General features: G+C 33.1%; 12 protein-coding genes. 7 read left to right on the forward strand and 5 right to left on the reverse strand.

The window, feature by feature from the left end:
• Positions 1-178 precede the first annotated feature (178 nt).
• Entirely contained in the window at positions 179-1,060 is an 882-nt protein-coding gene (locus EHQ47_RS17160; RefSeq protein ID WP_135777695.1) for a nucleoside triphosphate pyrophosphohydrolase family protein, read from the forward strand.
• 53 nt (positions 1,061-1,113) lie between these two features.
• On the opposite strand, the gene EHQ47_RS17165 is transcribed toward EHQ47_RS17160, so the two are convergent.
• Genes EHQ47_RS17165 through EHQ47_RS17185 form a run of 5 tightly spaced genes read right to left on the reverse strand, consistent with a single transcriptional unit; the run spans position 1,114 to position 4,324 of the window.
• Positions 1,114-2,049 carry a nucleotide kinase domain-containing protein gene (locus tag EHQ47_RS17165; protein ID WP_135777696.1) on the reverse strand — a complete coding sequence of 312 codons (936 nt, stop codon included), beginning with the start codon at positions 2,047-2,049 and terminating at the stop codon, positions 1,114-1,116.
• 17 nt (positions 2,050-2,066) lie between these two features.
• Positions 2,067-2,819, reverse strand: coding sequence for a thymidylate synthase family protein (locus EHQ47_RS17170; RefSeq protein ID WP_135777697.1), 753 nt, complete (start codon positions 2,817-2,819; stop codon positions 2,067-2,069).
• 4 nt (positions 2,820-2,823) lie between these two features.
• Positions 2,824-3,693 (reverse strand): ImmA/IrrE family metallo-endopeptidase, encoded by an 870-nt coding sequence (locus EHQ47_RS17175; RefSeq protein ID WP_135777698.1) that lies wholly within the window; start codon positions 3,691-3,693, stop codon positions 2,824-2,826.
• Entirely contained in the window at positions 3,693-4,007 is a 315-nt protein-coding gene (locus EHQ47_RS17180) for a helix-turn-helix domain-containing protein (protein ID WP_135777699.1), read from the reverse strand. Before EHQ47_RS17180 ends, EHQ47_RS17175 begins: the two co-directional genes overlap by 1 nt.
• Positions 4,007-4,324 carry a hypothetical protein gene (locus tag EHQ47_RS17185; RefSeq protein ID WP_167483313.1) on the reverse strand — a complete coding sequence of 106 codons (318 nt, stop codon included), beginning with the start codon at positions 4,322-4,324 and terminating at the stop codon, positions 4,007-4,009. The genes EHQ47_RS17180 and EHQ47_RS17185 overlap by 1 nt, the downstream gene beginning before the upstream one ends.
• 243 nt (positions 4,325-4,567) lie before the next feature.
• Between EHQ47_RS17185 and EHQ47_RS17190 the strand changes: the two genes are divergently transcribed.
• The 6 genes from EHQ47_RS17190 (at position 4,568) to EHQ47_RS17215 (ending at position 13,442) form a co-directional block, all read left to right on the forward strand.
• The gene (locus EHQ47_RS17190; protein ID WP_135777701.1) at positions 4,568-6,025 is read left to right on the forward strand and encodes a class I SAM-dependent DNA methyltransferase; all 1,458 of its coding nucleotides are present in this window, start codon (positions 4,568-4,570) and stop codon (positions 6,023-6,025) included.
• Positions 6,026-6,034: 9 nt separating this feature from the next.
• Positions 6,035-7,051: a virulence RhuM family protein gene (locus EHQ47_RS17195; RefSeq protein WP_135777702.1), complete on the forward strand. Its 1,017-nt coding sequence runs from the start codon at positions 6,035-6,037 to the stop codon at positions 7,049-7,051.
• Positions 7,052-7,121: 70 nt separating this feature from the next.
• Complete coding sequence (locus tag EHQ47_RS19725) at positions 7,122-8,315, forward strand: restriction endonuclease subunit S (RefSeq protein ID WP_167483314.1); 1,194 nt, start codon at positions 7,122-7,124, stop codon at positions 8,313-8,315.
• Positions 8,316-8,355: 40 nt separating this feature from the next.
• Positions 8,356-9,243, forward strand: a complete 888-nt coding sequence (locus EHQ47_RS17205; RefSeq protein ID WP_135777703.1) for a DUF3800 domain-containing protein — start codon at positions 8,356-8,358, stop codon at positions 9,241-9,243.
• Positions 9,244-9,246: 3 nt separating this feature from the next.
• Positions 9,247-11,625 carry an EcoAI/FtnUII family type I restriction enzme subunit R gene (gene hsdR, locus EHQ47_RS17210; protein ID WP_135777704.1) on the forward strand — a complete coding sequence of 793 codons (2,379 nt, stop codon included), beginning with the start codon at positions 9,247-9,249 and terminating at the stop codon, positions 11,623-11,625.
• A gap of 140 nt (positions 11,626-11,765) precedes the next feature.
• Positions 11,766-13,442: a protein kinase domain-containing protein gene (locus EHQ47_RS17215; protein WP_135777705.1), complete on the forward strand. Its 1,677-nt coding sequence runs from the start codon at positions 11,766-11,768 to the stop codon at positions 13,440-13,442.
• Positions 13,443-13,819: the final 377 nt, after the last annotated feature.

Below are 13,819 nucleotides of genomic sequence, written 5' to 3' on the forward strand. Positions count from 1 at the left end.
GCATTTGGCTTGCTTAGTTGAATAATTATTTTTAAGATTTTCATTTTGAGTATTTTCAATTAATCACAATGCTAAAGGAATCTAATATAAATACTTGAAATATTTTCAATATACAGAATATCTTTACAAGTAACATTCTGTTAAACTATGTTTTAAATAACACTCTTAGGTGAATTAAATGGATTTTAATGAATATCAGATTTCGGCAGAGGAAACAAATCAGAAGCATATTCAGGATGATACCAACAAGTATATAATTCCTTTTCTCGGAGTAATTGGAGAAATTGGGTCATTGGTTTCTCAGCTAAAGATCAGATTAAGGGACGGAGATTCTCATTTAAAATTCAAAGAAAATATTGGAGAGGAAATCGGAGATATACTTTGGTATCTTTCTACAATTGCTACTCAATATGATTTAAACTTAAATGATTTGGCTGAAAGAAATCTATTAAAAGTTAAAGATAGATTTCTTTCAAAGGAAATTGAATATTTTGAATTCGATGAGGAATTTCCTTTGGAAGAGCGACTTCCAGAAGAATTTGAAATTAGGTTCCATTCTTTTGAAGAAGATGGAAAAAAGAAAGTTAGAATACTAAATAATTCTACTCAGCTTCAGGTAGCTGATGTCTTAACAGATAACACTTATTTAGATGATGGATATCGATTCCATGATATATTTCATTTCGGATATTTGGCTATTCTTGGTTGGTCTCCAGTTTTAAGAAAACAGCTATGTAAAAAGAGAAAAAGTGATCCTATTATTGATGAAAATGAAGATGGTCAACGTGCTCAGATAATTGAAGAGCTAGTTTCTTTATTTATCTACATACATGCTGAAGAGCATAATTTACTAAAATCCTCAAAAATTGTAGATACAAGTTTAATTAAAAAAGTAAAAAGCCTAGTCAGTAGTTTAGAAGTAAAAAAATGTAGTGGTAAACACTGGGAAAAAGCCATATTAAATTCATATGAGGTATTTAATAAACTAAGAGAAAATGAAGGAGGTCGAGTTTTAGTTAGTAAGAAGAATCGATCACTTACTTATCTAGGGAAATATTAAATAACATTCGATAGAATATTTAATTTTATTTTCCATTTTTTAGGAAAAAAGGGCTAAATAGTCTTATTATTTACTGTATATTTTTGTTTTATTCTGACTCTACCTGAGTTACCAGAAAGTTCTGGTAATTTAACACGTAAATATTTATCGATTTCGCAAAACAAATTTTGACAATCGATCAGCTGTAAACTGCGACCACCCAAATTTTTAAAAGGAAGATTTAGTCTAGAAAATTCCTCGACTTGAATATCACATATCAATTTAATAATTTCTTCGTAATTCAATCCCGCTAAATCCGAAAAACACTTTTTTATTCCATCTCTAGCACCTGGTCCTGCTACCACAAAATCCATTTCACTAAAATTAACAACTTCAGAATAATTGATATCCACGACATATTGAAATGCAAGAAAATCTCCAAATGAAGGTATAGATTTTAGTAACTCAAATGCATTCTTCATTGATTTACATTGAACTATTTTCTCTGGAAATTTATTTTTTATTATGTATTTCAACAGCTCTAAGTGATTTGTATGTTTGTATTTATTATTAAAATAACTTATTCCACTTGGCATAATATATGCCCCTGAGTATATACTAACACCAGATGTCTTTAAGTTAGTTAATAATTTATCAAATTTTGCGACTGAAAAACTTTTAACTGAAATTTCTCCAATTTCTGACTCAATATATTCCCATGTTTCTATTTTGTTAAAAAGTTTAAAGAATAAGATTCTAAATATGACATCCCAATACTCTCTACTCTTATCGTAGATAACATTTTTTACTAAATATTGACTTACACGATCTGTAACCCGATACGCATTGGTAAATTTATATTTTTGAAGGATTTCATCTTCTGTCCAAGGTTGGGGAGCATTTTGAAGTTTCTTAATATAGATATTCTGCCTTTCGAACGCAAAATACCAATAATAATCATACGCTATAGAAGGTATTAAAGGATATAATTTAGAAATTCCTTTTTTCATCAACTAAAGGTTTACCATTAAATCCAACCCTGAATCTGTATCATCTCATTTTTTGAAATACTCATATCCAATTTAGGTTGTGTGATCAATATATTCACTTTATTTATTTTTATACCACAAAACTGAGATATAAATGAGGCTAATTGACATATGCCTTTATAGTTACCAAATGCTTTTGCTACCAAATATTGAGCGGGATATAAAGCAGTTAAAGTAAGCCCGTCCAAGTTATAATTTAGTGATATTTGTTGTAGACATGGAAAGCCTCGAACAGGCTGTTCAGTATGATCTGTGTTTGGATTAAATATTGCAATTTGTAGTGCTGTTGCTCTTCTCTTTTTACCACTTGATGTTAAGCAATGAATGATATGTTCAAGTTGATTTATATGACTAATTTTATTTTTCTTTACACCTTGAAAATTAATAATTCTATCGAAATAGGTTCCGTATGCATTAGCACGAAATCTTGCTTTCATTCTAGGTAATATCTTTTGTGAATATTCCTTATAGAAAACTTCTCTTCCCTCTTTCATTTTTAACTCCCAAAATTGTTGCGGAAAAATTGTATATGCAACATCATTTGTTGAAATTTTTGACTTAGATTGCAATTTCTTATCCAAATAATTTTGAATCTCTTTTTCAACTTCAGAAGAATTCGTCTCACACGATGAAATGGAAATGATCGCAGGTGAGTCGCCTTTGCTAGATTTCGTTTCTAGTATAAGTTTGCACCATGCCCTCCAATAGTTTTCTTCATTAACAATAATCATATATTTATTCCTCTTCGCTTTCTAAATGCCTATAGATCGATCTTCCTTCATAATTGCTATTTGAGACTCGCAAAAAAACTGCAATTTCATTGGTATTATTTACAATTCTACAAATACCAACTTTTTTAGCTTTAAAATATTTTCCCGATCTTTCTTCTTTATGTATTCGCATTAGATTACCTTCTATTGAGTAAATATTTGGAAGGAATACGATGTCATCGATTCTTAGATCAATTGGGCAACCGAAAAATAAATCATCAAACATTATAAGAAGACCAGAGAAGTCCTCTTCCAAAAGTTCTGATTTTATCTGTTTAGGTTTCATTTTTATCAATTTGTTGAAATGAATTTTGTCTATTAATCCTAAAGAATAAGTTAGGTGAGATAATAGTGTAGTAAATCCTACACGGAAATATGTAGCCATCTTATAAGCATTTAAAGGAGTAAGTTGCTCTGGCAAAGTAATCCTAGCTTTATTTAAATAATCTTTTACCGCCAGATCGGGCATTAACATAAATGAAGCAAACAAATCTGCTTGTAATTCTTTTTCATCTCTTTTTTCAGTTTTTCCTTCGGAAAAAAAACTATCTACGGAAGTTCCATGACCATAATAGAAATGTCCAAGTTCATGCACACAATTGAAATTTATTCGTCCAATTGGACGCAAAGAAGACAAAATGAAAACCGATTGATTTTCTTTTTGAATATATAGACCTTCTAACGAAGGTAAGGCTTGAAGACGAACCTCGATACCTAGTTTATCTACAATGTCCAAGGAATTGATTGGATTTTCCAATGGAATTTTTAGTTTCAATCGCAATTTAGCAGAATCGATGAATGCAGCTCTTGCTAATTGCTTTGCATTATACTTCATTATTTTAAGCTTTTAATCAAGTTCAAAATTTTATCAATATCCTTTTGCTGCAATTTTGATAGTTCTCTTGCTGCTAAAGATAACTTTGAATCTTTCTGATCTTCCTTTTCACCAAGTAACCAAGAAGAATTAACATTGAAAATCTCACACATTAGCACTAGTTCATTGGTATCGACCTTCCGTTTGCCAGATTCAATATCAGAAACGGCAGGGCGGGATATTCCAAGCATTTTTGATACTTGCTCTTGGGAAAGACCCGCATACTCTCTAGCAAGCTTTACTCTCTCTAAAAAAATTCTATTCGGTTCCGACATTAACTTTTATTATTCTCCATAAATTCCTCGACGATTTTAACTATTTGACTTACATCGTTAAATTTTTTATTTTTATCATCTACAAACAAGTTCATGTCATTCGGGATATCCTTTCCGATTTTTGTTCCGAGGACTATAACAAAATTCAATCCATCTGAGCTTTCGAAACCAAGGTCAGTTCCAACATCCGTGTTTTTTTTAATATCTTCTTTTCGTATTCCCTTCGTTTTTCCTACTTCAAAAATAGTATCAATTATGCACTTTTCGAGTTCGTTTTTTGTCACTTTTTCGTACCTTGATGTATGATTATCGTACATATGTTTTTCGGTCAACTAAATTTACGATTTTTCGGTCTTAAAAAAAGTTAGATGGTATTGTTTTGATCCACAATATTTTTAAGGTATGTGAATTGTCCCACCTTCTTCGTAAAATGATTTCCGTTGCAATTTCATTCATTTTATCTGATGTTGGTAACAAGCTCATGAATTTATCATTTTTAAGAAAAATTCCTTTTTCTCTGACTCTTCATTTATCAATTACCTACATAAGGCTTCTTTCCTATGTTTGAACAGACATTTAAAAATATAGACGATATTCTCCACAAAGATGCTGGTTGCAGTAGCGAGCTGGATTATGTGGAACAGACTTCTTGGGTGCTTTTCCTCAAATACCTAGACGATCTAGAAAAAGACAAAAGCAATGCCGCTGAACTAGCAGGTAAAACTTATACAAATATCCTAAAACCTGAATTCCAATGGTCAAAATGGGCAACTCCCAAAACTAAAGATGGAAAAATTGACCACAACAAAGCACTGACTGGTGATGACCTGAAGGATTTTGTTGATCTCAAACTCTTTCCCTACTTGAAGAAATTTAAGGCAGATGCAGAACATGCAGATTCCATCGAATACAAGATAGGCGAAATTTTTAGCGAACTAAAAAACAAAATCCAAAGTGGTTATAACCTGCGAGATGTGATCAATTTAATAGATGAACTAAGATTCCGAACTCATGCTGAAAAACATGAGATGAGCCATTTGTATGAATCAAAGATTGCCAATATGGGTAATGCGGGGCGAAATGGTGGTGAATATTATACTCCCCGTCCCTTGATCCGAACCATAGTTAAGGTAGTGGCTCCAGAGATCGGAAATAAAATATATGATGGTGCAGCTGGTTCGGCAGGCTTCTTGTGTGAAGCTTTTGACTACTTAAAGGAAAACAAGAAACTAACCACTTCGGATATCACAACCTTACAAAAGAAAACATTCTATGGAAAAGAGAAGAAGTCACTCGCTTATATCATAGGAACAATGAATATGATTTTGCATGGTGTGGAGGCACCAAACATCATTCACACAAATACCCTTGCGGAAAATTTGGATGATATCCAAGAAAAAGATCGCTATGATATTGTCCTTGCCAACCCACCGTTTGGTGGAAAAGAGAGAGCCGAAGTTCAACAAAACTTTCCAATTAAAACAGGTGAAACGGCATTCCTATTCTTACAACATTTCATTAAAATTCTAAAAGCAGGTGGTCGTGCAGGTATTGTCATCAAAAATACTTTTCTTAGTAATACAGACAACGCATCCGTCAGTCTACGAAAGTTACTTCTTGAAAATTGCAATCTTCATACGGTTTTAGATTTACCAGGTGGAACATTCACTGGTGCAGGTGTAAAAACGGTGGTATTGTTTTTTGAAAAAGGAAATGCCACAAAAAAAGTATGGTTCTACCAACTGAATCTAGATCGTAACCTTGGTAAAACTAATGCTTTGAATGAAAATGACCTAGAGGAATTTGTAACACTTCAAAAGAAAAAAGCAGATAGTCCAAACTCTTGGAGTATTGATGTTGCTTCCATTAACTCAGATACTTATGATTTGAGTGCAAAGAACCCAAATAAAAAAGTAGAGACTGCTTTAAGGCAACCGCTCGAAATTTTGGAAGAGATGCGTTCCCTCGACGAAGAAAGTGCCAAGATTATGGAAAGTATCAAGGGAATTCTAGCATAGTGTGCATTTATGAAAGATGACCAGTCCTCTCAAATATTAATTTACCAAACGGCTGACGGAAAAACCAAACTGGAAGTACGGTTAGAAGAAGAGACAGTCTGGTTGACTCAAAAGAAAATTGCAGACCTCTTCCAAACTACTCCCCAGAACATTACCCTTCATCTAAAAAACATATTTTCCGAGGGAGAGCTTTTAGAATCCGCAACTTGTAAGGATTTCTTACAAGTTCAAATCGAAGGGAAAAGGTCGGTTGAACGGCTTCAGAAACATTACAACCTGGATGTTATCATCTCTATTGGATATAGAATCCAAAGTAATCTTGCCACCAAATTTCGTATCTGGGCAACGCAAAGACTAAAGGAATACATCATCAAAGGATTTGTATTAGATGATGAAAGATTGAAGAATCCCGACGTTCCCTTTGATTATTTTGACGAACTACTTCGACGTATCCAAGATATCCGCACATCTGAGAAACGATTCTATCAAAAGATAACAGACATTTATGCGACAAGTGTCGATTATGATCCGACACAAGAAACTAGCATTCAATTTTTCAAAACCGTTCAAAACAAAATGCATTGGGCAATTACTGGAAACACTGCCGCAGAAATTATTGCCAACCGTGCCGACAGCGATAAACCAAACATGGGTCTTACAAACTGGCGAGGAGCCGTTGTTCGTAAGCAAGATGTAGGAATTGCCAAGAACTATCTGAATGAAGAAGAATTGTCTGCATTGAATAACCTAGTGGAACAATATCTCGTGTTTGCTGAGGGTCAAGCTATGCGGAGGATTCCGATGTATATGAATGATTGGATTGAAAAACTGCACGGATTTCTTAGTTTAAATGATCGAAATATTTTGAACCACGCAGGAACTATATCCCACGAACTAGCGTTAGAAAAAGCGGAAGGGCATTATGAAAAATACAGCCAAAAGAGAATTCGTGAGTCGGATCAAAGAGAAGGTGAATTTGAAAAAGTTGTCAAAGAACTTCCAGTTCGCAAAGTGAAGAAAAGTTAACAAATGATTATAAGTAGGATTCGAAAGTTTTTTTTCATTATTACATTTTTAATCACACTTTGGGATCAAAATGAAAACTAATTGGGAAATAAAAAAGTTGGGTGAAGTTTGCAATTTCCAAAATGGCTTTGCCTTCAAAAGCAATACATACAAGGAAACAGGATTACCAATACTTCGAATTACAAACATTCAAAATCAGACTTTAGAACTAACTGATTTGGTTTATTTTAATTCAAATGATTACAAAGAAAACTTTGAAAGGTTTAAAGTTTTCAAAAATGACTTAGTAATTGCTATGTCAGGAGCTACTACTGGAAAACTCGGTATCAATACAACAGAAACTGTTTTTTATCTAAACCAGCGTGTAGGAAAATTTATACCCAAAAAAGAATTAGCTAAACCATTTCTATATTACTTTTTAACAACAAAAGTGGAGGAAAGTTTACGTATAGCAGCAGGTGCAGCACAACCTAATTTAAGCACAGAGCAAATTAATAATTTCGAAATTCCCCTCCCTCCCATCGCAGAACAAAAACGAATTGTAGCAATCCTTGATGAAGCATTTTCTGCAATAGCCAAAGCGAAAGAGAACGCAGAACGGAACCTAAAGAATGCTAAGGAATTGTTTGAAAGTTATTTGCAAGGGGTGTTTGAAAATAAGGGAGAGGATTGGGAGGAGAGGACGATCGGTGAAGTTTGTTCTTTATATCAAGGTATTGCAATAAATGCAAAGACTAAACACGCATTGGTGATAAAAAGTGAGCTTCCTTTATTAAGAATTAAAGATTTAAGAAATAACACTGAAGAACAATTTATTGACCCTAATAATTTTCCTAAAAATGCATTGGTCAATGAAGAAGATATTTTATACACTAGAACTGGAAATTCTTTGGGACTTGTATTTAGAGGGAGAAGAGGAGTACTTCACAATAATTCTTTTAAGATTGTTCCTAATTCCTCATTAAGTAGGGATTATTTTTTTATTTGGTTGCAAAACCCAATTTTTAAATCTAAGATTTTTGATTTAGCTTCAAAAGCAGCTCAACCAGATATCACACATGCCATTTTCAAAATTCAGCATATCGCCATTCCAACCATAAAAGAGCAACATTCAATAGTTCAAAAATTTAATGCCCTCTCTGCCGAAACCAAACGTCTTGAAGCTATCTACCAGTCCAAAATTGAGTCGTTAGAGGAACTAAAGAAATCCATTTTACAAAAAGCATTTAGCGGGAAGTTGACGGATAGGTGTTTGGCGGTATGAACTTTCGAGTTTCCCCATCAATAACGGTATTAGTCTAAACATGCATCAAGTTTATTGCGATGAAACAGGTCATGGTAAGATTCGAGGAATTGGAGGTGTTAGTGGGACGAAATCGAATCTTGAAATGCTAAATGTCAAGTTAAAGAGGATTCTAGATCGGCATAATAAACAAAAGGTAGAATGGAAAGACATTTCTGGAGATTCCCAAAAAGAGAACGTGGCATCCGAGATGCTGAATTCATTCTTACTTGCAACTAAGGAAAATGATATAAGAGCGGATATTCTCTGTTGGGACACCAATGATTCAAGGCACGCAATACCAGGAGTAGATGATCAGAAAAATCTTGAATTTATGTATTATAAACTCTTACGATGGATCAAGCAAATTTGGGGCGAAATCGCCCCTTCTTGGGAATTCTATCCTGACCAAAATTCTAGTGTAAATTGGGATATACTCATAGAAGTCATTGAGAATACAAATTTGTTGAAACGGAAAATGGAAAAACATAGTTTCTTTAGTTTTATGGAAAATTTTCGGAGAATTGAAATTGTAAATCATAGGCAAATGATTTCACACGATGAGCCTCTAATTCAATTAATAGACCTCCTCTCAGGAATGCATCGCTTTTCCATTGAAAAAGGAGGTAAGTATAAGACGGAAATTCTGAAATCCGAAAAAAATAGCGAACATCCTCCACTTTTTGAAGTTAAAACCGATGAAAAAAAAATTTCTAACGGAGATAAATCTAAAATTAGAATATTGAATACATTTTATAAGAATTGTTCAAACTTTAGTCTTCATATTTCATTTAATCAAAAAGCCTACTTCTTCTCAAGGAAGCCAAACTATCCTTTAAATTTTTGGCTCTATGAAGCCAAAAGTGAATTTGACATTGCTCCTTTAAAAAAAGACAGTCTTGACAGGTAAAAAATGAACGAAGCAGAAACTAGAGCCGAGCTGATTGACCCCAAACTTAAAGAATGCGGTTGGGGTGTTGTAGAGGGATCAAAAATCCTTCGGGAACATCCAATCACGGCTGGAAAAATCCAAACTGGTGGGGGAAGGACAAAAAAGTTATCCGCTGATTATGTGTTAGTTTACAAGGGATACAAACTTGCTGTGGTCGAAGCTAAAAGTGCTGATCTTGAAGTGGGAGAAGGAGTAGCACAAGCAAAGTTATATGCCGAAAAGTTGAAATTAGATACCACCTACTCTACCAACGGGCATGAAATTTATAGTATCTGTATGGCAACGGGAAAAGAAGGACTTGTAAATGAGTACCCAACCCCTGACCAACTTTGGAATAAAACCTTTCCCAAAACAAACGATCCAAATAGTGAAATTGTCGAAATGTGGCGTTCCAACTTTATTAATATTCCTTTTGAAGATGTGGGTGGTAGCAAAGGTGCCAGATACTATCAAGAAATTGCAGTCAACAAGACACTTGAAGCCATTGCAAACCATAAGAAAAGAATCCTCCTAACTCTCGCAACTGGAACAGGTAAAACATTCATAGCCTTTCAAATCGCATGGAAACTTTTCCATACACGCTGGAATCTTTCTGTTTCAAATTCGCATTCCAGTTATGTATCAAGAAGACCTAGAATCTTATTCTTAGCAGATCGTAATATTTTAGCAAATCAAGCTTTCAATGCTTTTTCAGCATTTAGTGAGGACGCTCTGGTAAGAATTAGTCCGAAAGAGATTAGTAAAAAAGGAACGGTTCCCACTAACGGAAGTATATTTTTTACAATCTTTCAAACATTTATGAGTGGAACAGATAAAGATGGGAAACCTTCTCCTAACTTTGGTTCCTATCCTTCAGATTACTTTGATTTTATTATCATAGATGAATGCCATAGAGGTGGTGCAAACGATGAAGGCAATTGGAGAGGCATCTTAGAATATTTCTCCCCTGCTGTCCAACTGGGTTTAACTGCTACTCCAAAACGCAAAGACAACGTGGATACCTACAGATACTTTGGGGAGCCTATTTACATCTACTCCCTAAAAGAAGGGATCAATGACGGTTTTTTAACACCATTCAAAGTGAAGAGAATCAAAACAACTATAGATGATTATATCTATACTAGCGACGATCAGGTAATTGAAGGTGAAATTGAAGAAGGTCGTATTTACAAAGAGCCTGACTTTAACAAGATCATTGAAATCAAAGAAAGAGAGGCTGAACGAGTCAACATCTACATGAATGAGGCGAATCAGAAAGAGAAAGCAATTATATTCTGTGCCTCTCAAGATCATGCCCTTGCCATCCGTGATCTTGTCAACCAAGTTAAAAAAAGTGACAATCCAAACTATTGTGTCCGAGTTACTGCAAATGATGGTGCTCTTGGAGACCAATTTCTGAGAGAGTTCCAAGATAATGAAAAAACGATTCCAACTATTTTAACAAGCTCGCAAAAATTATCCACTGGCGTTGATGCCAGAAATATTCGAAACATCGTATTATTAAGACCAGTGAATTCAATGATCGAATTCAAACAGATCATTGGGAGAGGAACAAGGCTTTTTGATGGAAAGGAATTTTTTACCATATACGACTATGTAGATGCCTATCAGAATTTCCTTGATCCAGAGTGGGACGGTGAACCTGTTGCACCTGAACTAAGAGAGTCAACTCCACCAAAGGAGATAAATGGGAATGATGAACAATCAGAAGAAGGAGACGACGAGGACGGAGAAGCTTCCGAAAAAAGAAAACGGATAAAAGTTAAGTTGAAGGATGGCAAAGAAAGGGAAATTCAACATACAGTAGCAACATCCTTTTGGAGTGCAGATGGTAAGCCAATTTCTTCCATTGAATTTATGGAGAGCCTATTCGGTAAGCTTCCTGAACTTCTTAAAAATGAAGAGGAACTCAGAAAACTTTGGAGTAGCCCTATCACCCGACAAGCTCTTCTGAATAAGTTAGATGAAGCTGGCTATAGTAAAGATGATCTTCTAACCCTTCAAAAACTAGTCGGAATGGAAAAAAGTGACCTCTTTGATGTTCTGGAGTATATTTTTAATAGTGACATTAAACCATTAACAAGAGAGCAAAGAGTTGCCTTTGCACAATCATTTATATTTGCTTCTTTAGATGTTAAGCAGAAAGAATTTATAGAATTTGTTTTGAGTAAATATATTGAATCTGGGGTCGAGGAACTTGATCAAGAAAAGTTACCAATTCTAATAGAAAGTAAATACCAATCTTTGGAAGATGGAATTAGTATCTTAGGTGAAGTTGGCAAGATAAAGAATTTGTTTATTGATTTCCAGAAGCATTTGTACCAGCCTGAGTTTGGTTAGGGAAATTTTATGTATAAGACCACGACCACAGGATCAAGGGAATTTAAATTTCAACGCAAATAACCTACTGTTTTGAAAACCTTATGTAGTACATTAAATAGTGTTAAAAATACAAATTAAAATCAGATGAATAAATCCACATGCCAAAATATTTACAAAATCTTATAGAAGAAATCACCGAAGGAAAAATCTGCGATTCAAGAGAAGGCAATTCAGGTATAGTATATATAATCCAATATCCTCCCCATCGAAATCCGAACAAAATTGTTCTTAAAACAATAAAATTGAGCAAAAAATTAAATGAAGAAAATCAAAACCATTTTATCGAGGAGTGCAAAACTCTTTTTAATATCAAAAACCATTTCATCTCATCCCCCTTTGACGTAAAAATCGTTGATGGTATACCTGCAATAATGATGAAATATTATGACTATGATTTAAAAACTTTAATGATAAATTCAAATATTTCTGAAATTTCAGCTCTCGTATTAATTTATCAATTAAACAAAGCCCTAATCACAATCCGAAATCTGGGATTAAATAATCATCAGGATTTGAATCCACCAAACATATTAATAAAAAACTTACTAATAAACAATCCAAAATATTATTCACATAATTTTTTAAATTTAGATTTATGTATCTCTGACTTTGGTATTGCCAATTTAAGAAATAGAATTGGTCCAACTCTTGGAGGAGGTGGAGGTAAATATCCTTTTAAAGCACCTGAACAATATAATCCCAAAAAATTTAAAGAATATGATCCTGACATATTTGCATTTGCCATTATAGCGTATATGCTATTAACTGGACTACATCCCTGCGGTTTATCCACAAAGAAATCTTTAAACAAAAATACTCCTGGAAGCATTTTTGAATCCTGGGCTTTAAACAAACCACAAATTCATTACAAAGACTCGTTGATAGAAAAATATATAAACGACTGTCTTTTAGAAAATCCGTGTTTCAGACCTACCTTAGAAGATGGATTAAATATTTTTGGTAAATCAATACAAAATCTAGATATCAATACTTTTGATATTCTTAACAATAGATTACAAATATATGAAACATTTGATTCTGCATATAGAAAAAAAAACAAGATAAAGAACTTATGGATTACTTCTAGTTTACCCAATGAAAAAATAAAAGTATTCACAGAAATTAAATTTCACTTTAATGAAGTTAAAAATTCAGTCACCGATGCCAGCGACTTGTCTTATTTAATCTTCATATATAAACATTTAATTTCAGTTTCTGATCCATCAATTCTAAATCAAAAAGTATTATTAAATGAATCACTGGAATTATTAGATTTAATATATTACTTCATGGACACAATTTCTGTTGAAACCGAATACAAACAAATCTCTTTCGAAAACGAAATCCTACTAGATAGACCTGATTTTTTTGACTTTGAAATATTGTTAAACTATTTATTTATTGTTTTTCAAGTAATCAAGAAACAAACATCCATCACTTATCTTCTCAAATGTATTCGGACTAAAAGAAACGCAAAACTTACCTCAACTTTCTACATTTATTCAGCGAGCGAAATATCTAAATTTGACATCTTTAAATCAATCAAACGAATTAAAAGAGCACAGAAATTAAATCAGGAAGAAATAGTAATAGATTTCAAATTATATCTTATAATTAGACAAGCCTATCTGACCCAATATTTTGATTTTTCTTCAAAAGAAATATCGAAGCTAATAATCATAGCAAATGAAAGTCTAATGAAGGTGGCTTCAATCCACTCCGATAAAGTTTACATTAATAATTGCTCATATTTACCTTATAATTATCCAACTTAATTAAAGTAACATTAAATATCATGGAATTATTTAATAAACCTTGCGATCCTGCATTTCTTTTAAGTCTATGCTATAAACTCAACCTTCGATTTTAAGAGACAATTATCAAACAGACTAAAATTAAAGATTCAGAAATGGAAAGAGAATATGTAATAAATTCAACAAAAATCTGATCGAAATAATTCAATAGAGTTTATTTAAAGTAAATACTAGAAATTATTCCTTTTTCATTCTAACTACAATATATTCTAGAATCCACCACCAAAACCAATAAATTTCTTCCTAAAAGCAATTTTTTTACCGCTATATAAATATATTTAAAGCAGATGTCATTCGGAAAAATTGCAAATTTTTTGTTACTCTTTCAACTTTAATAA

Origin of the sequence: Leptospira bourretii (assembly GCF_004770145.1) — a bacterium.
GTDB lineage: Bacteria > Spirochaetota > Leptospiria > Leptospirales > Leptospiraceae > Leptospira_A > Leptospira_A bourretii.

Coding starts and splice junctions, on each gene's coding strand:
- EHQ47_RS19725 (WP_167483314.1), top strand. CDS start 7,122: ATGAAAACTAATTGGGAAATAAAAAAGTTGGGTGAAGTTTGCAATTTC.
- hsdR (WP_135777704.1), top strand. CDS start 9,247: ATGAACGAAGCAGAAACTAGAGCCGAGCTGATTGACCCCAAACTTAAA.
- EHQ47_RS17185 (WP_167483313.1), bottom strand. CDS start 4,324: ATGTACGATAATCATACATCAAGGTACGAAAAAGTGACAAAAAACGAA.
- EHQ47_RS17195 (WP_135777702.1), top strand. CDS start 6,035: ATGAAAGATGACCAGTCCTCTCAAATATTAATTTACCAAACGGCTGAC.
- EHQ47_RS17215 (WP_135777705.1), top strand. CDS start 11,766: ATGCCAAAATATTTACAAAATCTTATAGAAGAAATCACCGAAGGAAAA.
- EHQ47_RS17190 (WP_135777701.1), top strand. CDS start 4,568: ATGTTTGAACAGACATTTAAAAATATAGACGATATTCTCCACAAAGAT.
- EHQ47_RS17175 (WP_135777698.1), bottom strand. CDS start 3,693: ATGAAGTATAATGCAAAGCAATTAGCAAGAGCTGCATTCATCGATTCT.
- EHQ47_RS17165 (WP_135777696.1), bottom strand. CDS start 2,049: ATGAAAAAAGGAATTTCTAAATTATATCCTTTAATACCTTCTATAGCG.
- EHQ47_RS17205 (WP_135777703.1), top strand. CDS start 8,356: ATGCATCAAGTTTATTGCGATGAAACAGGTCATGGTAAGATTCGAGGA.
- EHQ47_RS17160 (WP_135777695.1), top strand. CDS start 179: ATGGATTTTAATGAATATCAGATTTCGGCAGAGGAAACAAATCAGAAG.
- EHQ47_RS17170 (WP_135777697.1), bottom strand. CDS start 2,819: ATGATTATTGTTAATGAAGAAAACTATTGGAGGGCATGGTGCAAACTT.
- EHQ47_RS17180 (WP_135777699.1), bottom strand. CDS start 4,007: ATGTCGGAACCGAATAGAATTTTTTTAGAGAGAGTAAAGCTTGCTAGA.